This is a genomic window from Altericroceibacterium xinjiangense (genome assembly GCF_003958635.1).
GTDB classification, from domain to species: domain Bacteria; phylum Pseudomonadota; class Alphaproteobacteria; order Sphingomonadales; family Sphingomonadaceae; genus Altericroceibacterium_A; species Altericroceibacterium_A xinjiangense.
On record NZ_RSEK01000008.1, the window covers coordinates 31,564 to 56,505 of the forward strand.

At 64.3% G+C, this 24,942-nt stretch carries 24 protein-coding genes and 2 tRNA genes; 18 read left to right on the forward strand and 8 right to left on the reverse strand.

The window, feature by feature from the left end:
- Positions 1-75 precede the first annotated feature (75 nt).
- The 3 genes from ELY13_RS10395 to ELY13_RS10405 all read right to left on the reverse strand — a co-directional run bounded on the left by ELY13_RS10395 (position 76) and on the right by ELY13_RS10405 (position 1,930).
- The gene (locus tag ELY13_RS10395) at positions 76-702 is read right to left on the reverse strand and encodes a class I SAM-dependent methyltransferase (protein ID WP_126173852.1); all 627 of its coding nucleotides are present in this window, start codon (positions 700-702) and stop codon (positions 76-78) included.
- 114 nt (positions 703-816) lie between these two features.
- Complete coding sequence (locus ELY13_RS10400) at positions 817-1,161, reverse strand: arsenate reductase family protein (RefSeq protein WP_126173853.1); 345 nt, start codon at positions 1,159-1,161, stop codon at positions 817-819.
- 10 nt (positions 1,162-1,171) lie between these two features.
- Positions 1,172-1,930 (reverse strand): class II aldolase/adducin family protein, encoded by a 759-nt coding sequence (locus ELY13_RS10405; protein ID WP_126173854.1) that lies wholly within the window; start codon positions 1,928-1,930, stop codon positions 1,172-1,174.
- 125 nt (positions 1,931-2,055) lie between these two features.
- Between ELY13_RS10405 and ELY13_RS10410 the strand changes: the two genes are divergently transcribed.
- The 8 genes from ELY13_RS10410 to ELY13_RS10445 all read left to right on the forward strand — a co-directional run bounded on the left by ELY13_RS10410 (position 2,056) and on the right by ELY13_RS10445 (position 11,082).
- Positions 2,056-2,601, forward strand: coding sequence for a VOC family protein (locus tag ELY13_RS10410; protein WP_126173855.1), 546 nt, complete (start codon positions 2,056-2,058; stop codon positions 2,599-2,601).
- An 11-nt stretch (positions 2,602-2,612) separates the two neighbouring features.
- Entirely contained in the window at positions 2,613-3,914 is a 1,302-nt protein-coding gene (locus ELY13_RS10415) for an MFS transporter (protein WP_126173856.1), read from the forward strand.
- A gap of 53 nt (positions 3,915-3,967) precedes the next feature.
- Positions 3,968-6,565 (forward strand): TonB-dependent receptor, encoded by a 2,598-nt coding sequence (locus tag ELY13_RS10420; RefSeq protein ID WP_126173857.1) that lies wholly within the window; start codon positions 3,968-3,970, stop codon positions 6,563-6,565.
- Positions 6,566-6,707: 142 nt separating this feature from the next.
- Entirely contained in the window at positions 6,708-7,241 is a 534-nt protein-coding gene (locus tag ELY13_RS10425; RefSeq protein ID WP_126173858.1) for a 2,4'-dihydroxyacetophenone dioxygenase family protein, read from the forward strand.
- An 11-nt stretch (positions 7,242-7,252) separates the two neighbouring features.
- Complete coding sequence (locus tag ELY13_RS10430) at positions 7,253-7,792, forward strand: 2,4'-dihydroxyacetophenone dioxygenase family protein (protein WP_126173859.1); 540 nt, start codon at positions 7,253-7,255, stop codon at positions 7,790-7,792.
- Positions 7,793-7,800: 8 nt separating this feature from the next.
- Entirely contained in the window at positions 7,801-8,652 is an 852-nt protein-coding gene (locus ELY13_RS10435) for an SDR family NAD(P)-dependent oxidoreductase (protein WP_126173860.1), read from the forward strand.
- An 11-nt stretch (positions 8,653-8,663) separates the two neighbouring features.
- Entirely contained in the window at positions 8,664-9,665 is a 1,002-nt protein-coding gene (locus ELY13_RS10440) for an alcohol dehydrogenase catalytic domain-containing protein (protein WP_126173861.1), read from the forward strand.
- A gap of 46 nt (positions 9,666-9,711) precedes the next feature.
- A complete protein-coding gene (locus ELY13_RS10445) occupies positions 9,712-11,082 on the forward strand; it encodes an MATE family efflux transporter (protein WP_126173862.1) in 1,371 nt (456 codons plus the stop codon).
- Between the two features lie 19 nt (positions 11,083-11,101).
- On the opposite strand, the gene ELY13_RS10450 is transcribed toward ELY13_RS10445, so the two are convergent.
- Positions 11,102-11,479 (reverse strand): winged helix-turn-helix domain-containing protein, encoded by a 378-nt coding sequence (locus tag ELY13_RS10450; protein WP_241233642.1) that lies wholly within the window; start codon positions 11,477-11,479, stop codon positions 11,102-11,104.
- A 52-nt stretch (positions 11,480-11,531) separates the two neighbouring features.
- Between ELY13_RS10450 and modA the strand changes: the two genes are divergently transcribed.
- Genes modA through ELY13_RS10465 form a run of 3 tightly spaced genes read left to right on the forward strand, consistent with a single transcriptional unit; the run spans position 11,532 to position 13,628 of the window.
- Positions 11,532-12,320 (forward strand): molybdate ABC transporter substrate-binding protein, encoded by a 789-nt coding sequence (gene modA / locus ELY13_RS10455; protein ID WP_126173864.1) that lies wholly within the window; start codon positions 11,532-11,534, stop codon positions 12,318-12,320.
- Positions 12,317-13,015 carry a molybdate ABC transporter permease subunit gene (modB, locus tag ELY13_RS10460; protein ID WP_126173865.1) on the forward strand — a complete coding sequence of 233 codons (699 nt, stop codon included), beginning with the start codon at positions 12,317-12,319 and terminating at the stop codon, positions 13,013-13,015. The genes modA and modB overlap by 4 nt, the downstream gene beginning before the upstream one ends.
- Complete coding sequence (locus tag ELY13_RS10465) at positions 13,005-13,628, forward strand: ATP-binding cassette domain-containing protein (RefSeq protein ID WP_126173866.1); 624 nt, start codon at positions 13,005-13,007, stop codon at positions 13,626-13,628. The genes modB and ELY13_RS10465 overlap by 11 nt, the downstream gene beginning before the upstream one ends.
- Before the next feature lie 144 nt (positions 13,629-13,772).
- On the opposite strand, the gene ELY13_RS10470 is transcribed toward ELY13_RS10465, so the two are convergent.
- Both ELY13_RS10470 and ELY13_RS10475 read right to left on the reverse strand, forming a co-directional pair.
- A tRNA-Thr gene (locus tag ELY13_RS10470) sits at positions 13,773-13,848 on the reverse strand.
- Positions 13,849-13,940: 92 nt separating this feature from the next.
- Positions 13,941-14,014: transfer RNA gene (locus tag ELY13_RS10475), tRNA-Cys, on the reverse strand.
- Between the two features lie 210 nt (positions 14,015-14,224).
- Here ELY13_RS10475 and ELY13_RS10480 point away from each other — a divergent pair.
- Entirely contained in the window at positions 14,225-15,700 is a 1,476-nt protein-coding gene (locus tag ELY13_RS10480; protein ID WP_206436036.1) for an FAD-dependent oxidoreductase, read from the forward strand.
- A gap of 4 nt (positions 15,701-15,704) precedes the next feature.
- Here the strand turns inward: ELY13_RS10480 and ELY13_RS10485 are convergent, their stop codons facing one another.
- On the reverse strand, positions 15,705-17,162 hold the full coding sequence (locus tag ELY13_RS10485; RefSeq protein ID WP_126173867.1) for an MFS transporter: 1,458 nt from the start codon (positions 17,160-17,162) through the stop codon (positions 15,705-15,707).
- 145 nt (positions 17,163-17,307) lie between these two features.
- Positions 17,308-18,507 carry an LL-diaminopimelate aminotransferase gene (locus ELY13_RS10490; RefSeq protein WP_126173868.1) on the reverse strand — a complete coding sequence of 400 codons (1,200 nt, stop codon included), beginning with the start codon at positions 18,505-18,507 and terminating at the stop codon, positions 17,308-17,310.
- 143 nt (positions 18,508-18,650) lie between these two features.
- Between ELY13_RS10490 and ELY13_RS10495 the strand changes: the two genes are divergently transcribed.
- From ELY13_RS10495 to ELY13_RS10520, 6 genes are all read left to right on the forward strand, one after another.
- Positions 18,651-20,528, forward strand: coding sequence for a PHA/PHB synthase family protein (locus ELY13_RS10495; RefSeq protein WP_126173869.1), 1,878 nt, complete (start codon positions 18,651-18,653; stop codon positions 20,526-20,528).
- A 189-nt stretch (positions 20,529-20,717) separates the two neighbouring features.
- Positions 20,718-21,533: a phasin family protein gene (locus tag ELY13_RS10500; protein ID WP_126173870.1), complete on the forward strand. Its 816-nt coding sequence runs from the start codon at positions 20,718-20,720 to the stop codon at positions 21,531-21,533.
- A 149-nt stretch (positions 21,534-21,682) separates the two neighbouring features.
- Positions 21,683-22,117, forward strand: a complete 435-nt coding sequence (gene clpS, locus ELY13_RS10505) for an ATP-dependent Clp protease adapter ClpS (protein ID WP_241233643.1) — start codon at positions 21,683-21,685, stop codon at positions 22,115-22,117.
- A gap of 92 nt (positions 22,118-22,209) precedes the next feature.
- On the forward strand, positions 22,210-23,448 hold the full coding sequence (gene lptF / locus ELY13_RS10510) for an LPS export ABC transporter permease LptF (protein WP_126173871.1): 1,239 nt from the start codon (positions 22,210-22,212) through the stop codon (positions 23,446-23,448).
- Positions 23,438-24,538 carry an LPS export ABC transporter permease LptG gene (lptG, locus tag ELY13_RS10515; protein ID WP_126173872.1) on the forward strand — a complete coding sequence of 367 codons (1,101 nt, stop codon included), beginning with the start codon at positions 23,438-23,440 and terminating at the stop codon, positions 24,536-24,538. The genes lptF and lptG overlap by 11 nt, the downstream gene beginning before the upstream one ends.
- A gap of 63 nt (positions 24,539-24,601) precedes the next feature.
- Positions 24,602-24,853 (forward strand): hypothetical protein, encoded by a 252-nt coding sequence (locus ELY13_RS10520; RefSeq protein ID WP_126173873.1) that lies wholly within the window; start codon positions 24,602-24,604, stop codon positions 24,851-24,853.
- Positions 24,854-24,942: the final 89 nt, after the last annotated feature.

Sequence of the window (24,942 nt, forward strand, 5' to 3'; positions counted from 1 at the left end):
CCGGTATTCTATCCCTGAAATGCGCCTGGCGGTTTTTCGAAAGGATAGAACTCCGACAGAATCCGTTGCGGACTCCTAGTTTTTCCAGCCCCAGCAGAGCAGGCACGGGGGAATGTTGATCCACTCGAACCCGGTTTCGATCCGCTCGAAGTGGCGCGCGGTCAGGTCACGCGCAACCGTGCTGAACTGATAGGTCAGGAAGGCGCCGCCGGAACGGACCACCCGGTAAGTCGCGGCCGCGATCTCCGGACCGACACCATCCGGCAAGGTGGAGAACGGCAGGCCCGACAACACGTAGTCGGCGTGGTCATGGCCGAATGCGCGAACGATCTGCTCGACGTTTTCGGCCGAGCCGAGCACCGCATGGAACCGGCTGTCGGTGATCGTGCGCTTGAGGTAATCGATGTAAAGCGGGTTCGTGTCGATCACGATCAACTCGCCGTCCGGCGGCAACCGGTCCAGCACCGGCTGGCAGAACGTGCCGACGCCGGGCCCGTATTCAACGAACAACTTGCATTCGTTCCACTTCACCCGGTCCAGCACTCGCTTGATGGTGAAGCGGGAGGACGGGATGATCGAGCCGACCATCACCGGATGCTCCAGAAACCCTTCGAAGAACACGCCAGCCGGGCCGAAGGCCCGCGCCACGCGCTGTCTCAGCTTGGCGCCGCGCGGTTCCTTCGTCAGCTCAGTGCCGTGCATGGAAATAGTCTAACCCCGCTTCGATGCCCATTGGGCGACCGCAGGGCGTTGGCAAATATGACCGCTCAATGCAAGCCGGTGGCGTCGCACGAAGCCCGGCAACGGTCGGAATGATCAGAGGATTTCCTCGATCCGTTCGGTCGGGCGGCACAAGCGGACGCCTTTTTCGGTCCGAACCAGGGGCCGCTCGATCAGCTTCGGATCGGCCGCCATGGCGTCGAGTACGGCATCATCGCCGGCTTCGGTCAGGCCGCGGGCCTTTGCGTCGGTTCCACTGGTGCGCAGCCCTTCGCGAGGGGGGATTCCGGCATCCCGGTAAAGCCCGGCAAGCGTTTCGCGCGTCGGCGGCTGCTTCAGGTATTCGATCGTTTCCAGTTCGATCCCCGCGGTGTCGCGCAGCCGTTCCAGCGCGGCGCGCGACTTGCTGCAACTTGGATTGTGCCAGATGGTCGCCTTCATTCGCTTTCCCCTACTCTCGCCAGCTCGGATCGATTGAATCGAGCTTTCGCACCCAGGCTTCGAAATCGGCCTTGCCGAACTCCTTGAGTGCGACCTGGTCCCGATCGCGCTGGTGGACCGCGACCACGTCGTCGGGAACCCGGACCGGATCGCCCAGGGCGGCCGTCTTCACCGCGATCTCACACGCCCGCTGGAGCATGTAGTAGGTGAAGAACATCTCGTACAGCGTCGCCCCGAGCACGACGGGCCCATGATTGCGCAGCATCAGGATGCGCTTGTCGCCAAGGTTCTCCAGCAAGCGCTCACCCTCCTCGGCGCGGACCGTGATCCCTTCGAAATCGTGATATGCGATCTGCCCCGCAAAGAAGCAGGCGTAGAAGTTGGTCGGCTCCAGTCCGCGCTTGCTGCAGCAAACCGCCATCGTGTCGGGCGTGTGCGTGTGGACGATGGCATGGGCCCAGTCGAGATTCCGGTGGAAACAGGAATGCTGAGTGAAGCCCGCCTTGTTCACCGGGTACGCGCTGCCGTCCAGCTTGTTGCCCTCACTGTCGATCTTGATGAGGTTCGATGCGGTGACTTCCGACCACAGCAGCCCGAACGGGTTGATCAGGAACGCGTCTTTCTCTTCCGGTACGCGCAGGGTGATGTGGTTGTAGATCGATTCCGACCAGCCGAGGTGATCGAAGATCCGGTAGCAGGCGGCCAGTTCCTGCCGCGCAGTCCATTCGGCCTCGCTGCATTCCAGATTGCGCCTGAGGTGGGTTGCCATCGTCCGTCTCCGCTGTGCTTTGTGACAGGCGTAACACAAGTCGATTGACAATGCCGCGCCAATTGGCGAGCCAAGCGAGAACACACCGAATTGGCGGCAAAAGATCGCCCGGTGCGGGAGGACATATGATAGGCAAGCTCGGGTACGGCCAACCTGTGGGCGGAATCGCCCAGACCGCGTTCGTGGTGGAAGACCTGCGCACTGCGATCGACCGCTTCGTGACCGACATGAAGGCAGGGCCGTTCTTCGTGCTCGATCGCTTTCTGGTCCCGGGACAGACATACCGCGGCAGGGAATCGCAGGCCGACATCACCCTGGCGATGGGTTTTGCCGGACACATGCTGATCGAACTGATCCAGCCGCTGGACGATCAGCCTTCCGTCTACCGCGAGACGATCGAAACGCGCGGATACGGCTTCCACCATTTCGGGATCGCCTGCGCCGATGTTGACGCGGCGAGCCGGGATTACCGGTCACGCGGGTACCATGAAGCGTTCCGCGCGGCGGTGCCGACCGGCGGCGAAGTGGTCTACCTCGACAACGGAACCGGCGCGCAGTGGGGTTTCCTTGAGTTGCTGCCGATCACGACCGGAATGGACGAGGCGTTCACCGGATTCTGGCAAGCCTCGCAAGACTGGGACGGCAGCGATCCCGTCCGCTCGTTCATCTGAAGGCCCAAAAAATGGCCACCGCACCCGCAACCACGCCCGTCGGAACGCCGCCAGGCGGTAACTGGACGAAAAACTCGCCCAAGTACCAGACGCTGCTGGTCTTCCTGCTGAGCCTCAACTTCGGAATCGTCTTCTTCGATCGGCAGGCGCTCAACGCGCTGATGCCCTTTGTGGAACCGGACCTGCAGCTTTCGCAGACCCAGATCGGCCTGCTTGCCGCCGGGCTCAGCTTCAGCTGGGCCATTGCCGCCTTCATCGTCGGCGGACTGTCGGATTCGCTCGGCAAGCGCAAGGTGCTGCTGGTCGTGTCCACCATAGCGTTCTCGCTCTGCTCGTTCCTTTCCGGCCTCGCGACCAGTTTCCTGTTCCTTTTCGCCGCCCGGCTGCTGATGGGCATTGCCGAAGGCGGAGTCATGCCGATCAGCCATGCGATGGTGGCCAGCGAAGTCGACCCGAAGCGGCGCGGCCTTGCCCAAGGGGTGGCGCAGAATCTCGGCTCCAACCTTCTCGGGAGCTTCCTGGCACCCGTGGTTCTCGTGGCCTTTGCCACGGCCTTCTCCTGGCGGGAGGCGTTTTATCTTGCCGCCCTGCCCGGCCTGCTCAGCGCATTGCTGATCTGGTTCACGCTGGAAGAACCGGCCGCACCGCCGCGGGAGCAGCAGCCGAGCCGGTCCCGGTCGGAATCGGCCTTCGGGTGGGTACGATCGGTGGTTGAGGCGATGAAGGTCCGCAACATGTGGATCTGCGTGGTCGTGGGCGTGTTCATGGTGGCCCACTTCGTCATCACCTGGGCCTTCATGCCGATCTTTCTCGTGCAAGGGAAAGGGTACGATCCCAGCACCATGAGCTGGGTAATGGGTTCGCTGGGCATTGCCGCTGCGCTCTACAGCTTCCTTGTCGCGGGCTTGTCCGACGTAATCGGCCGCAAACCGGTGATGGTCGCCCTGCCGTTCCTGTCCGTGCTGGGCCCGCTGGGCGCGCTGTACTTCGACGGTTCGGCCGTTGTGCTGGCGGCGATCTTCTTCGTCGGCTGGGCAGTGAACGGCGTCTTCCCGATCTTCATGGCCACGATTCCGTCCGAAAGCTTCGATGCGCGTCACCACGCCACGGTGCTGGGCCTCGCGATGGGGTCATGCGAGATTCTGGGCGGTGTCGCCGGTCCGCCCATTGCCGGGCTGCTCAATGACATGTTCGGTATTTCGGCGTTTCTGTACGTGCTCATCCTGCTCGCGGTGCTGAGCGGCTTCTTCGCGCTGCTTCTGAAGGAAACCGCGCCTGCCGTGCTCGCTCGCAATCAAAAGGTGGGCGGCTGATCTGAATCCATAAGCAAGGCCGTCAACGAACGGCCGTACGGGGGAGAGTATCAATGAGGTTTGCGCCAGTTTCGCTTGCCGTTCTCGCCGCTGCAATTGCCAGCCCGGCTTTCGCGCAGGATTACGTCCCCGAAGAACCCAGGGCCGAACGGATCGAGGAACCGATACCCGGCCCGCTCGCCACTCCGCCATCGCGCACGGGCGGCATCAACGAGATCGTCGTTACCGCACAAAAGCGGGCGGAGAACGTCCAGGATGTTCCGATCGCGATCAGCGCCTTTACCGCCGAAGCGCTGCAGGAACGCGCCGTCGGCGATGTGTCCCAGCTCTCTGCCATCACGCCCAACGTCACGCTGGACGCATCGACGCCGTTCTCCGGCTCCAGCGCAGTGCTGGGCGCGACGATCCGCGGGATCGGCGCCAGCGACTTCGCCTTCAACATCGATCCTGCCGTCGGTGTCTATCTCGACGGCGTCTATCTCGGCCGCTCGATCGGCGCGAACCAGGACTTGCTCGACGTCGAGCGGATCGAAGTCCTGAAAGGGCCGCAGGGCACGCTGTTCGGCCGCAACACCATCGGCGGCGCAATCTCGATCGTTACCCAGACGCCCGGCGACGTGTTCCGCGTCCGCGGCGACGTGACCATCGGCAGCTTCCGCCGGTTTCAGGTGCGCGGCGTGGTCGAAATGCCGCTGACGGAGGATCTCAGCTCATCGCTCGCCTTCGGGATGATGGACCGCGCGGGTTTCCAGAAACGGGTGCCCTACCCCGGCAACCTCGGCAACTTCGACGACTACACCCGCTTTGTGGCCGCCGATTACCAGACGGCCGACCGGCAGGGGGGCGACAACAGCTGGAACCTGCGCGGCAAGCTGCACTGGGATGGCGGCGGCATCCTCCGGGCCACGCTGTCCGCGGACTTCACCAACATCGATGCGGAATCGACCGCAAACACGGTGCTCGACGTGACGTCCGACGTTCCCGGACCGTTCGGCGGACTGGCGGAGAACAACGCCCCCGGCACCGCGCTGGACGTGGTCACGGGATCGTCCGGCTTCCTGTTCGCCGGCCTGTACAACTTCTGCATCGGCGCTACTCCGGCGCAGATCGCCGCGCGCAACGCGCAGAACCTGTGCGGCCCGCGCAGCAGCACCCAGGGTTTCGGAACGCTCCCGGGGCTTGGCTCGGTCAATGTCGATGCCGATCCGAACAACGACCGCGTGCCGTATGACGATCGGTTCGTGAACACCGACATCGATGAAAGCTACGCAACCGGCAACAACTTCTCCGAACTGCAGCAGGGCGGGGTCGCGCTCAACGTCGAGGCGGATGTCTCGGACAACCTGACGCTGAAATCGATTTCCTCCTTCCGCAAGGTCGACTTCTCGGCCGGTGTCGACCTCGACAATTCCCCGCTGGCGATCCTGCAGACGAGCTTCAACGTCGATCAGGAACAGTGGAGCCAGGAAGTCCAGCTGCTCGGCTCCTATCTCGACAATTCACTGAACTTCGTGCTCGGCGCCTATGGCTTCGGAGAGAAGGGCGACCTCAACGACTATGTCACATTCGCGGGGGGCCTGTTGCAGGTGGACGGCCCCGGCAGCATCGACACGCAGGCCTACGCCGCCTTCGGCCAAGTCGACTGGCGCATCAGCGACCTGATCGGGATCACGCTCGGCGCGCGATATACGGAGGAGGACAAGCAGTACGACGGCGCACAGGGCGACGTGAACGGCTTCAACTACAAGCTCTTCAACTGCCTGCCGCCGGGCCCGGCCTGCGCTACCGCGCTCGGCTTCCCGATCCCGGACGAACCCTTCCGCTATTACCCGGCGCAGCCGAACTCCCAGAGCTTTGACGATCTGTCGATCAAGGCCGGCGTCCAGATCCACCCGACTGCGGACGTGATGGTCTATGGCTCCTTTGCCCAGGGGTACAAGACCGGCGGCTGGACCACGCGTCTTTCCAACCCGCTTCCGGTCGCTCCGACGTTCGGCGAAGAACAGGCCGACACCTGGGAAGTGGGCGTGAAGTCCACGCTGTTCGACAACAACCTGCAGCTCAACGCGGCAGCGTTCTCGACCAAGTACCAGGGAATCCAGCTCAACTTCCAGGAAGGCATCTCGCCGACGATCCAGAACGCGGGCGATGCCCGGATCAAGGGGGCCGAAGTCGAGGCAATCTTTGCTCCGACCAACTTCTTCTCGGTCTCGGCGGCGGTCGGCTATCTCGATGCCTACTACACCGATGTGCAGCCGCAGGCGCAGGTGGCGCCCAGCCCGTTCCAGCTGGGCGTGTTCGAAGGCGCACCCCTGCCGAAGGCGCCGGACTGGAAGTTCAACATCTCCCCGCGCGTGGTGGTCCCCGTCGGTGCCGGAGAGATGATCTTCCTGGCCGACTGGACGCACACGACCGGGCTGCGCAACGATACGGAAGGCACGATCCTGCTGCTGCGCCCGACCACGGACATCGTGAACGCCAACGTCACCTACCGTCCGGAACGGGAGAACTGGAACATCACGCTGGGCGTGACCAACCTGTTCGACGAGCGCTACCTCATAACCGGGCAGGCGCAGATTGCCGGCGGCCTCATCTACGGCACGTACAGCCGCCCTGCGGAATGGTATGCCCGGGTCGGCTTCGAGTTCTGACGGTTCGTCGCCGATCCGGGGGCTGTGCCCCGGGTCGGCGGCAGGTGCGAAGGATTGCGTGACACACAGGGAAAAACGCCTAGTTTGATGGACCTACAAGGACCGTCGGCTGAGTCCCGCGCGGCACAAGAGGAGAGCGATGATGCCCGAAGCGGCAACCACCGAGTTCTGGAAGGGCACCAAGCCGGTCGGCGACGTGTTCCGGCCCGGCAGCCTGCCCGAAGTGTACATGCCCAAGATTGCGGAAGGCGACGAACGCTACTGGGTTCCGATCGTCGAGAACGTCTATTCCAAGCCGGTCTGGATCAGCCCGGCGCGCAACATGTGGGCCGACGTGCTGATGGCAACCCAGCCCTGCATCGTCAGCCGCCATTACCACCCGCACCCGATCTGGGCTTACACGATCAGCGGCAAGTGGGCCTATCTCGAACACGAATGGACCGCCACCGCGGGCGATTTCATCTACGAGACGCCGGGGGAAAGCCACACGCTGGTCGCCTATGAGCACCCCGATCCGATGAAGGTCTTCTTCGTCGTCTCCGGTCCGCTGATGTGGCTGGACGAGGACGGCAACAGCGTCGGCCACTTCGATGTCTACGACTACATGAAGCTGGCGCGCGAGCATTACGAGCAGGTCGGCATCGGCGCCGACTACGTCGACACTCTTATCCGCTGAAGGAATTTACGATGGCCACCAAGATGAAAGCTCCGCCTTCCTCCAAGAAGGAGATCGTGGACGTTCCCTTCAATTATGCGGATCTGGTCCGCCGCCATTCGCCCGGCGGGCGCTACATCGACGCCGAGACCGACGTCGACAGCCCATGGGTTCCGTTCGGCGAGAACGCGGCAATCAAGCACCTTGCCTTCGACGTCCGCCGCAACCTGTTCTCCAACATCCTGTGGGTGAAGGGGCCGGGCGTGATCGGCACTCACTTCCACCGCGGGACGATCGTGATGGTCTGCCTCGAAGGCAGCGTTCGCTATCTGGAATACGACTGGGTGGCGACCCCGGGCGGCCTGATCCTGGAAGTACCCGGGGAAGCGCACACGCTGGTCACCGAGCATGAAGACGGCGTCAAGCTGTTCGGCTGGATGGAAGGACCGATCGAGTTCTACGATGAGAACGCCAACCTGATCGAGACGGCCGACGTGTGGTGGATGATGAACCACTACGAGGAATATTGTCAGGAAAACGGCATCGAGATCAACAAGAAGCTCTACCTCTAGAGGTGCCGGTGAAGACGCTCGACCAATTCGACATTGCCGGGCGTTCCGCGCTCGTCACCGGGGCGGCTTCGGGCATCGGCCTTGCCTATGCGGAGGTGATGGCCGAAGCCGGGGCGAAGGTGACGCTGGCGGACCTCGACATGGAGGGGGCGGAGCGGGAAGCCGCGCGGCTTCGCGATAGCGGCGCCGATGCCCGCGCCGTCCGCTGCGATGTCAGCCAGCTCGACCAGGTGGTCGCCGCGTTCGATTCCCATGTCGAGGCGTTCGGCGGGTGCGACATCGCTTTCGCCAACGCCGGGCTGGATGTCGGGAACGGGTTCTGGACGCCGGAAGGGACCCGCAACCCGGAAGGGCAGATCGACGTCTATCCAGCCGAGAGCTGGTACAAGTCGATCGGGATCAACCTGAACGGCGCGTTCCACACCGTGCGCGAAGCCGCGCGGGTGATGAAGCAGAACGAGGAGCGCACCGGGCGCCGCGGCGGGTCGATCGTCATCACCAGCTCCAACGCCGCCGAAGTGAACGAGGCGATCGTCGGCGTCCCGTATATGGCCGCCAAGGCGGGCGTGAAGCACTTCATGCGCCATGCCGCTTATGAGCTGGCGGCGCACGGCATCCGCGTCAACGCGATCGCACCGGGGCCGTTCGTCACGAATATCGGCGGCGGCTGGGTCAAGAAGAACCCGGCGGCGAAGAAGGCGTGGGATGAACTGGTGCCGGTCGGCCGGATGGCCGAAACCTACCAGATCAAGCCGCTCGCCCTGCTGCTCGCGTCCGATGCCGGAAGCTACATGACCGGCAGTCATGTGATGATTGACGGGGGCATGCAGCTTGGCCCGGTCAAGCCTCTGAACGAATAGCGAGCGATTGAATGAAAGCCGTAACTTTCCAGGGATTGCACCAGCCGCTCGCGTTCGAAACCGTGCCCGATCCGGCTCCGGATAATGGGCAGGTGGTGGTCAAGGTCGGCCGCTGCGGGATCTGCGGCTCCGACCTGCACATGACCGAAGATCCCGCCTACGGCTGCAAGCACGGGGACATCCTTGGCCATGAATTCGCTGGCGAAGTGGTCGAGCTTGGCCGCGAGGTGGAAGGGCTGAAAACCGGCAATCTCGTCTCGGTGATCCCGCTGAGGAGCTGCGGCCAGTGCGACAGCTGCCGCAAGGGCGAGGTCCAGTGGTGCGAAGGGTTCGGCTTGCAGGGCGGCGGCTATGCCGAATTTGCGCTGACCCGGCCGAACCAGTGCATAAAGCTTCCTTCCGACGTGTCGCTGGCTGACGGCGCGATCATCGAACCACTGGCGGTCGCGCTGCACGGGGTCAATTTGTCGGGGATGAAGGCGGGGGACAAGGTGCTGGTGCTCGGCGCCGGCCCCATCGGTCTTGCGGTGGCGTTCTGGGCGAAGCGGATGGGCGCCGGTAAAATTGCGGTGCAGGACATCGCGCCGTTCCAGCAACAGCGCGCACTCGACATGGGCGCGGACGCGTTCGTGATCGATCCGCAGGACCCGACCGGCAGTGCGGAGCGAGCGCTGGGCGGCAAGGCGGACATCGTGTTCGAATGCGTCGGCGCGCCGGGATTGATCGCCCAGGGTGTGGAGCAGGTAAGGCCGCGCGGCACGATCCTGCTGCTGGGCCTGTGCACCAAACCGGATACGTTCAACAGCTTCGCCATGCTCAGCAAGGAAGTCCGGCTCGTCACCAGCGCGTTCTTTACCCGGCAGGAATACGAACAGGCGCTGGCCGCGCTCGACCGCGGCGCAATGGAGCCGCGCCAGCTGGTGACCGACACGATTTCGCTGTCCGAGACCCCGGATATCTTCGAAGGGCTGAAGCAGCGCACCAGCCAGTGCAAGGTGCTGATCGCGCCCTGATCCCGACACGCGAAACGCTCCGCCCCTTTCGCGCGTTGGGGCGGGGATGGCCGATTCCGCCAAACTGACCACAGGCTCTGTCGCCGGCCATCTCGTCAGGCAGACTGCGCCTACCGCGCTGGGTGTCGCGGCGATCATGTCGATTGGCGTGATCGATGCCTATTTCATCGGCCAGATCGGCCCGGACCAGCTGGCCGCGATCAGCTTCATCTTTCCTGTCGGCACCGCGCTTGCCAGCCTTGGCGTCGGGGTAATCGCGGGAGTCAGTTCGGTCGTCTCGCGCGCGCTCGGCAGTGGTGAGGCGGACGACGCCCGGCAGGTGGCCAATCTCGGGATCCTGCTGTCCTGCATCATCGGACTGGTCATCGGCACGGTGTTGTTCGCCCTGCGCATGCCGCTGTTCCGCCTGCTGCAAGCCGACGCGGAGCTGCTGCCGCTGATCGACAGCTACATGAGGCCATACGCGCTCGGCTTTCCGCTGCTGATGGCTTCGATGGGCATCAACGGGGCGCTCCGCGGGCAGGGAGCGGCTGCGCGAAGTGCCGCGATCCTGCTGACCTTCTCGGTGACGAACTGGATACTCGATCCCCTGCTGATTCGCGGCGGCTTCGGCATTCCCGGCTTCGGGATCGCCGGGGCGGCTTATTCCACGGTAATCGGCTGGGTGCTGGGTACGATCGTGGGCCTGGTGCTGCTGCAGACCAGCAAGCTGCCCTTTTCCCCGTCCTCCCTTGGGGGCGCGGACTGGAAAAGCCCCGCGTGGCGGCTGGCCCGGGTGGCGGGACCGGCCAGCTTTTCCAACTCGATCAACCCGGTCGGGCTGGCGGTGCTGACCTCCCTGCTGGCGGCCGAAGGACAAGCAGCGGTCGCGGGCTTCGGCGTCGGTGGGCGGCTGCAGACGATCGCCGTCGTCCCCCTGCTCGGATTGTCGGGCTCCATCGGGGCGATCATCGGCCAGAACTGGGGCGCCAAGGAATACGACCGCACCCGGCTGGCCATGCTGCAGGCGGGCGGATTCTGCTTGTGCTACGGGATGGCGGCGGCGCTGGTCCTGTTCCTGGGGCGCGAGTGGTTTGCCAGCCGGTTCAGCGATGATCCGGGAGTTGTCGCGGCGGCAGTGCGCTATCTTGAAATCTCGGTCTGGGGCTATGCGGGGTACGGCGTGCTGATCGCGGTCAACGGTGCCCTCAACGCAATCGACCGTGCACCGCTCGCGCTGGGGCTCTCCCTTGGCCGAGTGCTGCTGGTAATGGTGCCGTTCGCCTTGCTCCTGCGAGGCGCCTGGGGCGCAGAGGCGATGTTCGGGGCCGAACTGGCCAGCAACGTCGCCGGGGCGGTTGCCGGAGCGAGCCTCGCCATGTGGATCTTCGGCAGTGCAGACCGATCTCGCCGGGCCGCTCAGAAGGCCGCGGCGTAATAGGGTCTCGGTGCCAGCTTTACGGCGCGCCGGGATCCCGCAGGGCGGATTCGAGCCGCTCCAGTGCCTCTCCGGCCGCGGCGGCCTGCGCGCTCTCGCATAAGTCCCGGTAAGCGGCGAGCACCGTTCGGCCCGCTGCGGTAAGTTCCGCCCCGGCCTTGTTCCCGCCGCCGGGATGCGTTTGGACCAGCGGTTCATGAAAGCAGCGATTCATCGTGGCGACGAGCAACCACGCGCGGCGGTAGCTCATCCCCAGCGAGCGCGCGGCGCCGGAAATGGAGCCGGTGGCGCCGATCTGCTCCAGCAAGTCCGCCTTGCCCGGGCCGAGCGCGATCTCTTCCCCGCAGTAAAGCTGCAGCTTCAGTTTCAGCCGGGTAATCGCGCCCTCCCCCTTCACGCACGTGCTGCATCGTCTGGACCGGCTATATACGGCTGTATATAGCCGGTCCATGTCCCGATCTTTCTGGCGCCCCCTGCTGTTGCTGGCCCTCTCTGCCGGTCTGGCCGCTTGTTCCGAGCAGCCGCAAGCGGCGGGCCCGGTAGTGCTGGCCGCATCGAGCCTGCAGGAATCGCTGCAAGACGTCGCGGAAGCCTGGGCGAAAGAGGGGCACGCGCAGCCGGTGCTCTCCTTCGCGGCATCCTCGGCACTGGCCCGGCAGGTGCTGGGCGGAGCCCCGGCGGATGTGTTCGTTTCCGCCGATGAGCACTGGATGGACCCGGTCGATCAAGCAGGCCTGCTGCGCCCCGGCACGCGGGCGGACCTGCTGGCGAACGCGATGGTGCTGGTCGCGCCGAAGAACGAGACTGAGCCGTTGCCGCTCACCGGGAACGACCTGACGCAAGCACTGGGTCAGGGCCCGCTGGCGATGGCGGACCCCGATGCGGTTCCGGCTGGGAAGTACGGCAAGGCCGCGCTTCGCCAGCTTGGCCTTTGGAACGCCGTCGAGAACAGGATCGTGCGGACCGAGAACGTCCGCGCCGCCCTTGCACTCGTCGAAGCCGGAGAAGCGCCGCTGGGGCTGATCTATGCCACCGATGCCCAGGCTTCGGACAAGGTCCGCATCGTGGCGAGCTTCCCGACCGGAAGCCATCCGCCTATCCGCTATCCCGTCGCGGTGCTGGCTACTTCCGACAGCCCGGAAGCCGAAGCGTTCGCCCGGTTCCTCGCTTCCGGCAAGGGGCAGGCAATCTTCATCCGCCACGGGTTCGGTGCGGTCCAGAACGAACCCACACCATGAGCCTGGGGCTCAGCGAGAGCGAATGGGCCGTCGTCGTCCTTTCGCTGAAAGTCAGTCTGGTCGCGATCTTGGCTACCCTGCCGGTTGCCTATGGCCTGGCCTGGGTGCTGGCGCGGCGGAGCTTTCCGGGGAAACTGCTGCTCGATGGGCTTGTCCATTTGCCGCTGGTGCTGCCGCCGGTGGTGACGGGTTGGCTGCTGCTGCTCGTGTTCGGACGCGCGGGGCCGGTCGGCGGCTGGCTGCAGGAGACGTTCGGCTTCTCGCTCGTGTTCCGCTGGACCGGTGCAGCACTGGCCGCCGCCATCATGGCCCTGCCCCTGATGGTGCGTGCGATGCGGCTTTCGATCGAAAGCGTGGATCGCCGGCTGGTCGCCGCGGCAAGAACGCTGGGCGCCGGACCGTTCCGAGCCTTTCGGACCATCACCCTTCCGTTGAGCCTCCCCGGCATCTGGGCAGGTGCGGTGCTCGGTTTCGCTCGTTCCCTCGGGGAATTCGGGGCGACGATCACGTTTGTCTCGAACATTCCCGGCCAGACTCGCACCCTGCCGCTGGCGATCTACACCGGGCTGCAAGTCCCCGGCGCGGAAGCCGAAGTGACGCGGTTGGCGATCATTTCCGTCGTCCTGTCGCTGGCGGCGCTGGTCGCGTCGGAGGCGCTGATTCGCCGCGCCGGACGGGGCGCTCATGTCCTTTGAGCTTTCGATCCGCCACCGGGTGGGGGAGCGGTCGCTAACGCTCGACACCCGCTCCGATGCGCGGATCACGGGCATTGTCGGGCCGTCGGGGGCGGGCAAGACGAGCGTGCTCAACTGCGTTGCCGGCCTGGCCCGACCAGCCGAAGGACGCATCGTCGTGGACGGCGTGACACTATTCGACCGCGCGAACCGGATCGACCTGCCGCCTGAACACCGCCGCGCAGGCTACGTCTTTCAGGACAACCGGCTGTTTCCGCACCTGCGCGTCGGCGCGAACCTGTCTTACGGGGAGCGACTGACCGATCCCGCCGAGCGGTGGATCGGGCATGACGAAGTGCTCGATTTCCTTGGCATCGGCCATCTCGTCCAGCGCTGGCCGGCAACCTTGTCCGGCGGGGAAGCGCGGCGGGTGGCGATAGGGCGCGCCTTGCTGGCAGCGCCCCGGTTCCTCCTGCTCGATGAGCCGCTGACCTCGCTCGACGCTGCGCGCCGGGAAGAAATCCTGCGCGTGATCGAACGGATCCGCGATGAACTGGCGATCCCCATGATCCTCGTCAGCCACAGCAGGGATGAGATCGACCGGCTGACCGGCACGCTCATCACGATCGGATAAAGCTTGGACAGCGGGAGGCTCGGGAACTCCTACACCTGTCACTGTGGTCCCAGTCAGCCATATCTTAGCGGTGAGACGCAGCACGCACACACCGGGAAGCCAGTCTTGCGACCATCCCGGTAGTTTCGGCGCGTTGTGAGGAAGTGGTGCCGCTTACAGGACTCGAACCTGTGACCCCATCATTACGAATGATGTGCTCTACCAACTGAGCTAAAGCGGCACTCCTGCGGGCCCTTAGCCGCGTTGGCGCCGGGCCGCAATGGCTGGAAATACCGACCGCAGCAAAGCCGCGCGTCGTCAGCCAATTGAAAATGGAGGCCCGAGCCGGAATCGAACCGGCGTGCAAGGATTTGCAGTCCTCTGCGTAACCACTCCGCCATCGGGCCGGAGGCGCGGATTTGTGCGGCTTCCGCTTCTAAGTCAACTGCCTGGGCGCACAATTTTTCGCTTGGCCCATGCGGCCGCCGAGTTCCGCTGGGGGGGAAAGGGCGGCGATTGCCCGAATCTCCGCCGCGTACAGCGAGGAAAACGATGTTCCGGCACGGCAGGCTTGCGCCCCGGCCCCGTGGAAGGCAAGCCATCCGCAGGAGGACGCCATGGCCGAAGAAACACCCCGGATGCGCACCGTGCAGCAGAGCGAGGACCGATTCCTCGCCTCCGACGTGTTTGAAAGCGCCCGCCACACACTGCCTCCGCCGAACGGCACCGGCTCGATTCGCGAAGACGCGCGCGAGGTCGATATCTATCACACGTGCGACGTCGCGGTGATTGGCGGTGGGCCCGCCGGATGCGCGGCGGCCTGGGCAGCGGCAAAGGCCGGAGCCGACGTCACGCTGGTGGAACGGTACAACTGCCTTGGCGGGCTTTCGACCGGCGGGCTGGTCACGTGGATTGACCGGATGACCGACTGGCAGGGCAACCATGTCATCCAGGGTTTCGCACGCGAATTCATCGAGCGGATGCCCCCGGAAGCGGTTGCCGGCCCACCCCGCAGCGACTGGGGATCGCAGGACCCGATCAAGGCCGGCTATTGGGGCCAGCGGACCAGCGCGTTCCACGGGATCGTCCAGTGGGCGCCGACTCTCGATCCGGAGCGGATGAAGCTGAACGCGCAGGAGATGCTGCTGGAAGCGGGCGTGCGGATCGTGTTCCACGCCTGGGCCGCGCGCCCGGTGGTGGAGGACGGCACGGCCAAGGGCGTGGTGTTCGAATCGAAGATGGGCCGCCACGCGTTGATGGCGAAGGTGGTCGTCGACACCACCGGGGACGGCGACATGTTCGCCCGTGCCGGGGCCGCGTTCGATACCGATATTGAGGAAGGCGACGTCCACCACTCGATGAACACCGGCTGGGTGCTCGGCGGGGTGGACATGAACCGCTGGATCAACTGGAAAGTGCTCTATCCCGAGCAACTGCGCGAGTTGATGACCCGCGGGCGCGAAGCGCTGGGCTTTTTCCAGACGCCCTACGTCAGCTGGCGGCCCGATATCGCGCTGTTCCTCGGGCCGCGCCAGTCGGGCCTGTCCGCGCTCGACGTCGACGACATGACCGAGGTCGAAATCCGGTCCCACCGCCTGATGGAGGGGCACTGCCGCTTCTTCCGCGAGAATGCGCCCGGATTCGAGAACGCGTATTCGCTGCAGAGCGCCTCGCAGCTGGGCGTGCGGCACACCCGGCGGCTGGCGGGGATCGGGCGGATCGAGCGCAAGGACTGGGGCGAAGGCAAGGCCGCGCCGGACGAAGTCGGGATCAGCCCGTCCGTCAGCCCGAAATTCCCGGTCGTCTCCGTGCCGTACGGAAGCCTGGTTCCGCGCGCGCTGGACGGATTGATGGCTGCCGGACGGCATGTCAGTTGCGACGCAAACAGCCACGGCTTCATGCGCGAGATCCCGCAGTGCTGGCTGACCGGTCATGCGGCGGGCGTCGGCGCGGCGGTGGCCGCCAATCGCGGAGTTCAGCCGCGTGCTATCGACGTGGACGAGGTTCGCGCAATCCTGCGTCAGCAGGGCGCGCACCTCACAGAGGATGCGAAGGTCGCCGCAGCGCGAACGGAAGCCGTCCCGGCAGAATGAAGCGTTACGCCGTGGCGGCGGCTCCCTTGGCCCCGCCATCGGCGTTCTCCGCGCCTTCTGCGCTTTCCGAGATCGCCTTCTCTCCCGCACTCAGGCGCCGGGCAAAGCTCGACAGGGCCAGCACGCAGACCACGATCCCGGCGAGGCAAGCGGCGGAAAACAGATAACCGTCCAGCACTGCTTCCTCGCTGCCGAGGAACAACTGGGCACCAATGAGCGGGGCGGCCACTGCCGCGAACTTGGCCATGAAACTCGCCCAGCCGCCACCCGTCGCGCGCACCGAGCTGGGATAGTAGATGCTGGTGATGGAAATCACCGCCGCATGCCCTGCGCCTACAAAAATGGCGCCGATCAGGATAACGGGGATGAACAGCGCTCCCTCCAGCACCCATCCGAAGCCGATCAGCAGCAGGAATGGAATGCCGACAAGCGGGGCCAGCGTGATCCAGGCCGGTCCGCGTTTCTCGGTGAACAGCAGCAGCAGCACTCCGCCAATCGCGCCCAGCAGCGCCCCGATCGAACCGATATTCGTCGCCGATTCGACCGTCAGCCCAAGCTCTTCAAGGAAAAGGACCCCGAAGGCGGATTTCAGGTAGATGGCGAACGAAGAGCAGAAGTACGCAATCCAGATCAGCGGCGTGATGTAGGCGAGCACCCCGTGGAACAGTTCGCGGAACTTCCCCACAGGCGATTCGCGGCCAGTCGTCTTGCGCTCATCCGAAAGGATGAAATTTCCGTAGCGCTGGGCTTCGAAGCCGGGATCGTAACGGCTCAGCAGCGGCGTGATCATGAAGGCCGGCCTGCCTTTTGCGACGAGCCAGCGAGCCGATTCGGGCAGCACGAAGTACAGCAGTATCGCCAGCAGAAACGTGATTGCTCCGCAGAAGAAGAAGACGCTGTCCCACCCGTAGCCTGGCGCCAGCCAGTTCGTGACCTGACCGGCCGCGGCACCCCCTACGCTGAACCCGAGCATGATGATCGTAACCGAAGTCGCGCGCATCGTCTTGGGCATCGATTCGATGCTGAGCGACCATACGGGCGCCAGAAGCCCGCCGATCGCAAGTCCGCCCAGAAGGCGCAAGCCGACCAGCATTTCGGGCGTCTGGGCATAGCCGGTGACGAACGTAAGCACTGCGCTTAACACCGTGCAGATGATGATGACGGGCCGGCGCCCCATGAGATCGGCGATGTAGGAACCGACCAGGGAACCGATCATCTGGCCGAGGAAAGCAGCGGCGCTGACGTAGCCCATCGTGGTCTGGTCCAGACCCATTTCGTCGCGGATATAGGGCAGCGTGTAGGCGATCAGCGAGAAATCGAGCCCGTCGAAGAACGTGACCAGAGAGGCCAGGATCAGGATGCGCCTGTGAAAGGCCGTAAACTTCAGCCCTTGCAGAAAATTGGCCACGTCCAGCGTTTCGCCGTCCGCTGGCTTGCCCGCCATCGCGTTCGTTTCCGCCATGTCTGTCCTCTCCCACGCCGGGCCTCTTGCTCAAGGCCGATTGCTGGCGCGCTGTACGCGAGTTCGTATCAGCAAACCGCGCGCGGACAAAGAGAGAGCACGCGGACGGGAAGGACAGACGATCCAGAAATGCGGACGGATCCGATCAGGGTGCCGAACTGTTGATGCCCATGCCCTGAAGGTAGCGCTTGATGTTGCGAGCCGCCTGCCGCAGCCGCTGCTCGTTCTCGACCATCGCAATGCGCACATAGCCTTCGCCGTCTTCGCCGTAGCCGACTCCGGGTGCCACCGCGACTTCGGCCTGGGTCAGCAGTTGCTTGGAAAATTCCAGGCTGCCCATGTGCTTCAAGGCCGGCGGAAGGGGAGCCCAGGCGAACATCGATGCGGGCGGCGGGGGAATGTCCCATCCGGCGCGAGCGAACGCTTCGACCATCACGTCGCGGCGCTTGTGATACAATTCCCGGTTCCGCTCGACGATGTCCTGCGGGCCGTTCAGCGCCGCCACGGCGGCGGACTGGATCGGAGTGAACGCGCCATAGTCGAGATAGGACTTCACGCGGGTTAGCGCGGCGATCAGGTCCTTGTTGCCGACCGCGAAACCAATGCGCCATCCGGCCATGGAGAACGTCTTGGACAAGGACGTAAACTCGATCGCGACATCCTTCGCCCCCTTGGCCTGAAGGATCGAGGGAGTCGGCTTGCCGTCGTAGTAAAGCTCCGAATAGGCGAGATCCGAAAGGATCCAGACCTTGTGGAACTTCGCCCAGTCGACCAGCCGTTCATAGAACGCGAGGTCGACCACTTCGGCGGTCGGGTTGGAGGGATAATTCACCACCAGCACGCTTGGGCGCGGGGCGGTGAAGACCATCGCCTTCTCCAGCGCCTCAAAATACCGTTCGTCCGGCGTCGTCGGGACGGACCGGATCGATGCCCCGGCAATGATGAAGCCGTAAGTGTGGATCGGATAGCTTGGATTCGGGGCGAGCACCGTGTCGCCCGGCGCGATTATCGCAGTGGCGAGGCTGGCCAGCCCTTCCTTGGAGCCCAGCGTGACGACCACCTCGGTTTCCGGATCGAGATCGACCTCGAACCGGCGGGCGTAATAGGCCGCCTGCGCCTTGCGCAGCCCCGGGATGCCCTTGGATTGCGAATACCCGTGGGCGTCGGGCTTGCGGGCGACTTCACACAGCTTGTCGATTACGTGGTCGGGCGGTGGCAGATCCGGATTGCCCATGCCCAGGTCAATGATGTCACGACCGCCCGCACGGGCTGCCGCACGCATCGCGTTGACTTCGGCGATGACATAGGGCGGCAGTCGCTTGATGCGGTAAAAATCGTTATCCATGACCTCGGCTTCGAAACTTGATTGCGGGCCCCGTGCCCGCAAGGTGCGCGATAGTGGCCGAATCCTTATCCTGGCGCAACGAAGTGTTGCAGCCGGGGCGATCTGTCCTCACACAAGGACCCAGCCGGCTCGAGGTAAAAACGATGACTGACCGCAAAAGCTCCGCCGAGACTTTAGACGCCGCAGACGTGTTCACCGAAATGCTGCGAATACAGGGTGAAACCGCGCGGCAGATGATGGAAAGCTTTCTGCCGCAGGCGGACAAGTCCGGGCCGAATGAGGACGCGCTCTCCCAGTGGAGAGATGCGGCGGAAAACCTGCAGCGCCTTTGGGTCGATTTTCACGCGCAGCAAACACCGCCGGAAATGCCCGCGGCATTCCTGGCCGATCCTTCCCAGTGGTTCGGGCTGATGCAGGCCTGGCAGCAGCAGATGACCGACACCAGCCGGCAGCAGCAGCTGTGGCAGGAAGGCGTCACGCTGTGGGAGGATATCCTTGCCCTGTATGGAATGGGCCCCAAGGGAGAGAAGGACGCGATCCCCGCGCTGCCCCGCTCCGATCGCCGCTTTGCCGACGCAGCCTGGCGGGAACAGCCGGTTTTCGCGCTGATCCACCAGACCTACCTTCTGCTGGCCGAACGCATCCGCGAATCGGTCGACACGCTGGAAGGTCTGAACGACGACCAGCGCGAGCAGCTCCGCTTTGCAACCCGCAGCGTGCTCGACGCGATGAGTCCGGCGAACTTCCCGATGATGAACCCGGTCGTGCTGGAGCGTGCGCTGGAAACGCGGGGCGGCAACCTGGTCAAGGGCATGGAGCGGCTCGCGGCCGATCTGGAACGCGGGCAGCTGACCCATACCGACAGCAGCGCCTTCGTTCTGGGGGAGAACATCGCCTGCACCCCGGGCAAGGTGGTGCATGAGACCGAGCTCTACCAGCTGATCCAGTATTCCCCGACCACCGAGGACGTGCTGGAAATCCCGCTGGTGATCTTCGCGCCGTGGATCAACCGGTTCTACATCCTCGACCTGAACCGGAAGAAGAGCTTCGTGCGCTGGGCCGTCGAGCAGGGCATCACGGTGTTCATCGTCAGCTGGCGGTCGGCCGACGAAAGCCTGTCCCACATCGAGTGGGACGATTACGTCCGTGCCCAGATCGAGACGATCGACTTTGTCCGCAAACGGCTTTCGGTCCCGGCCGTCCACGCGATCGGCTATTGCGTCGCGGGGACCACCCTCGCGGCGACTCTGGCAATCCTGGCCCGGCGGGGCGAGGCCGAAAAGGTCCGCAGCGCGACCTTCCTCACCGCGCAGGTCGACTTTGAGCGAGCCGGCGAACTGAAGCTGTTCGTCGACGATGCTCAGCTCGAACTGATCCGGCAGGCAAGCCAAGGCGGCTTTCTCGACGGGCGCTATATGGCCGCGACCTTTAACCTGCTGCGCGGCAGCGACCTGATCTGGAACTACGTCGTCAATCACTACCTGCTGGGGGAGGATTATCCGGCGTTCGACCTGCTCCACTGGAACGGCGACGTGACCAACCTGCCCGCGAAATGGCACATGAGCTATCTGCAGGATCTCTACCGCGACAACCGGCTGGTAACCCCCGACGCCTTGTCGGCCGACGGCACGCCGATCGACCTGACCCGGATCGAGACACCCGCCTACGTTCAGGCGGGGCGGGAGGACCATATCGCCCCTGCAGAAAGCGTGTTCCGGATACTGGAGCATTTTTCCGGCCCGACCCGTTTCGTGCTGGCGGGCAGCGGCCACATCGCCGGAGTGGTTAACCCGCCGGAAGCGCGCAAGTACCAGCACTGGACGCTCGACCGCGAACCCGGGTCCTATGAAGATTTCGTCGCTTCCGCGAAGGAACACCCAGGAAGCTGGTGGGAGGACTGGCTGGTCTGGCTGGTGGTGCAGTCCGGGGCCAAGGTCCCTGCCAAGGGCAAGCGCAAGCCCGGCGGCCGGGGCGATAAGGTGATCAGCGACGCCCCCGGCAGCTATGTGACGATGCGGTAGCAGCGACCTGTTTGCCTTGGCGCGATCATCGGGCGCCGAACGGCCCGGCCCGGCCCGGTCCGGCCCCCGCAAGCTGCCCCCTTGTCCAGCACCTCTTGTGCACCGCACAATATCCTTGACTTAGTTAGGTTTGCAGCTACTTTGTGCGCTGCAACAATCATTGGTGCATGAGCGAGGAGCCTCGGGACAATGTCCGATAGGGAAGATCAGGCCGCGGAAAAGGCCGATACGGTCGCCGCAGCCGACATGAACAATTCATCGGCGCAGGCTGAAGCGGAAAAATCGGCTTTGGCTGACAGCGCATCCGCTGAAGCCGAAGCGGACCAGCCTGAACCGGCAGCACCCTCCGCGACCGAGACTGTTTCGGAAGCCCAACCCGCGTCCAAGGCCCGCCCGCGGCGTGCGGCTCAAAAGGCTTCTCAGAAGCCTGCGAAAGCCAAACCTGCCGGAAAGCAGGCCAAGGCAAAGGCGGAGACTGTCAAGCGTACGAGCGCAGCCCCGGCCAAGGCCGAGCTCCAGGATTCCCTCTCCCAACCGACGATTACCGAATTGAAGGAAAAGATCATGGATACCCGGCAAGGACCCGATTACAGCAAGCTCGTCAGCGAAGCGATGAACGAGATGCAGTCGCGCGCCAAGACGGCTTACGAAAAGTCGACCGAAGTTGCGGGCGAAATCACCGAGCTCGCCAAGGGCAACGCCGAAGCGGTCGCGGAATCGGGCAAGGTCCTCGCCGGCGGCGTGCAGGAACTCGGCAAGACCTATGTCGAGGAAGCCAAGACCGCTTACGAGATGATGACTGCCGATCTCAAGGAAATGGCTGCGGTCAAGAGCCCGACCGAGCTTTTCCAGCTTCAGAGCCGCCTGGTGCGTCGCAACTTCGACGCCGTCGTGGCTTACAACTCGAAGAATTCCGAAGCGATGCTCAAGCTCGCCAACGAAGCTTTCGCGCCGATTTCCGGCCGCATCAACCTTGCGGCCGACCGGATGGCGAAGATCGCCTGATAGGCGATTCGCACGGTCTCGCGTCCCTCGGGACGGAACCAGACGGGCTGGCCGGCATTGCCGGTTAGCCCGTTTTGCTTTTGTTCGACGCATGCCGAATTGGCGTGCGCATCTTGCAGGTCAGCTTCGCGATACGATATTCGGCTTCCATGAAGTTTCTCCAGCCTCTCTGTCCCACCCGAAATGCGGGCCTCACCTCGATCCCGGGGGCCTCGATTCAAGGGGCAGCCCCGGCGCACCGTCAAGCGGCGGGCCCCGGCGAAGACGACCCTGTCCGCCGCGACGGAGAAGGTCAGCTTGGGCTCGCGACCCGCGCCCGGGCAAAGCCGAAGAAGCCCAGCCAGTACAAGGTACTGATGCTGAACGACGATTATACTCCGATGGAATTCGTGGTGATCGTCCTCAAACGCTTTTTCCGGATGGACCTGGAACAAGCCACGCGGGTCATGCTCCACGTTCACCAGCGCGGTGTCGGGGTGTGCGGCATCTTTCCCTACGAAGTCGCGGAAACCAAGGTGAACCAGGTGATGGATTTCGCGCGCGAGAACCAGCACCCGCTCCAGTGCACGCTGGAGAAAGCCTGACGCCCGGCGCGAAAATCCGCGCATGACACATCGGGGTGCGGCGCTATAGACGTGTCGACTTCCCGCAAACCTACCGGCGATCAGCAGCACCCTTGCCCTTCATCACCGCCATCGACCGCTACATCTTCCGCCTTGTAATGGTGCCGATGCTGGCTGTCTTCGCGATCGCCGCCTCGCTGCTGATGCTCGACAAGATGCTGCGGTTGTTCGAATTCGTTTCGACCGAAGGCGGGCCGGTGGGTGTGGTGTTCCGCATGCTGGCTAACCTGGTACCGGAATACGCCAGCCTCGCGATTCCACTCGGGCTGATGCTCGGCATCCTGTTCGCCTTTCGCAAGCTGGCCACCTCCAGCGAACTCGACGTGATGCGCGCGGTCGGCTGGGGCTATTCGCGGCTGCTGCGCGTGCCCTACCTGATCACTCTGGTGCTGGTCGCCGTCAACTTCATGATCGTTGGCTATCTCCAGCCCTATTCGCGCTACGCTTATGAACGGCTGGACTATGAATTGCGCTCCGGCGCGCTGGGTGCCTCGATCAAGGTCGGTGAGTTCACCCAGTTGCAGGACCGGGTGGCGCTCCGGATCGAGGAAAGCCGCGACGAAGGGCGGCAGCTGCTCGGCATTTTCGGCCGGTTTGCCGATGCGAATGGTCAGGTGCTGTCGGTCTCCGCGCGTGAAGGCCGTTTCCTTGCCAATCGGGAGGACCGCAACACGATCATCCTGCGGCTGACGGACGGCACGATCATCCAGGAAAAACCTGGCGTTGAGCCCCGCGTGCTGAGTTTTTCGGAAAACGACCTGCCGATCGACCTTCCGGCAATCGAGCGCTTCCGAGACCGCGGGGATGAAGATCGCGAGTATCTTCTGCCCGAGTTGCTGCGCATCGGCTGGAGCGAGGAAGCCACTGCGGCGGAACGCGCGGCCAGCCAGGCCAACTTCAACTACCGCATGGTCGAGGTGGTGATGATGCTGATGCTGCCGCTGCTGGCGGTCGCGCTCGCCATTCCGCCCAAGCGATCCACCTCCTCTCTCGGCGTCTTCGTTTCAATCGTGCTGGTGGTCGCCTATCACAAGGTGAACCAGTACGGCCAATCGGTGGGCGAACTGGGCCGCGTCGATCCATGGCTCGCGCTTTGGGGGCCATTCGTCGTTTTTGCCGCGCTGATCGGATGGATGTACTACCGCGTCGCCTACGTGCCCGGTGGACAGGCGATCGGCGCGCTGGAAACAGGCTATGCGCGGTTCGCCAAGAAAGTGAAGGCGCTGGTCCGGCGGCGCGATACGTCGCGCCAGATGCGCGGCTTCGATGCAGGAGCCGCGGATGCAGCTTGATTTCTTCCCGTCGCGCACGCTGACGGTCTACCTCGCCAAGACCTTCATCGTGCGGATTGCTGCCGTCCTGGTGATGCTGGTGCTGATCCTTCAGATGCTGGATCTCCTGTCCGAAAGCGGCAAGATCCTGGCCTATCCAGGCAATGGTGAAGGGGAGCTGCTGCATTACGCCAGTCTGCGCATCCCGCAGCTTGCCGCGCGGTTCCTGCCCTATTCGGTCCTGCTGGCAACGATCATCACGCTCGCCACGCTGAACCAGAACAGCGAGGTCATCGCGATGAAGGCCGCAGGGCTTTCCGCGCACCAGATCCTCGCGCCGCTGCTGTTGTCCGCCCTGTTGGTCGCGGGCGCATCCTTCGTCTTCAATGAGCGGGTCGTCACCCGGGCAACCTCGACGCTGAAGGTCTGGCAGGACAATGACTACGCCCCTGTCCCGCCCGAGGTGGAAGCCCGCAGCAACATCTATCTGAACGACGGGGAAGACATCCTCTACGCGTCCCGCGTCAGCGGACGGGGCGACGCCACGGCGATGAGCGGGGTCGTGTATTACCAGCGCGATTCCCGAGGCATGATCAGCCGTCAGACCCGTGGAGAGCGTGCGACCTTCGCCGCTCCCGGCTGGCGGATCGAGGACCCGGTGGTGTTCGATGTGCAGAGCGCCCAGTCGGAACGATCCGCAGGCCCGCTGATCATCGCCCCCGGCATTACGCCCGAGCAGGTCGCCTTGCGGGGGGTCGATGCCGCCGCTCAGCCGCTGGAGGAGCTCAGCGAATCGATCGCGGCGCTCGATGCTGCCGGCCGGCGGACTGCGGAACTGGAGGGACAGTGGTGGCACAAGATATCGGGACCGCTTTCCGCGGTGCTGATGCCGCTGCTCGGCGCGGTGGCTGGATTTGGCCTTGCCCGGTCCGGCCAGCTGTTCGTCCGGGCGGTGATCGGGATGGCCTTGGGGTTCGCTTATTTCGTTGTGGATAACGCGGCTCTCGCCATGGGGAGTTTTGGCGGCTATCCACCGTTGCTGGCGGCCTGGGCGCCATTCGTTCTGTTCCTGCTTGTGGGCGAAACCGTCCTCATCCGGACAGAGGAATGATTTCGGGGGAAACCGCCAGCTTTTGAATGCCGGCCAACAGACCGGCCACTAGGAGATCGTGCAATGAAGCGAGTTTTTCTTCCCGCCCTTTCCTGCGTTGCCCTGCTGGGCCTGGCCGCTTGCGGCGAAGAGCCCGTCGAAGAGGAAACGGCTGTGGTAGTTCCGGCTGAGCCCGTTGTGACCGAGCCGGTGGCTCCGGTTGACACCATGGGTGCGGATACCGGTGCGATGACCACCGATGGCACGATGACCACCGATGGTGCGATGACCACCGATGGCGCGATGGCCGACGAAACTGTCGCTCCGGTCGAGTAATCGGCATCCGGCCTATGGCCGGTTGGAAGTAGCAAGGCGCGTGGGACCAGGCGGTTTCACGCGCCTTCTCTTTTCCGGCCACTCATCCC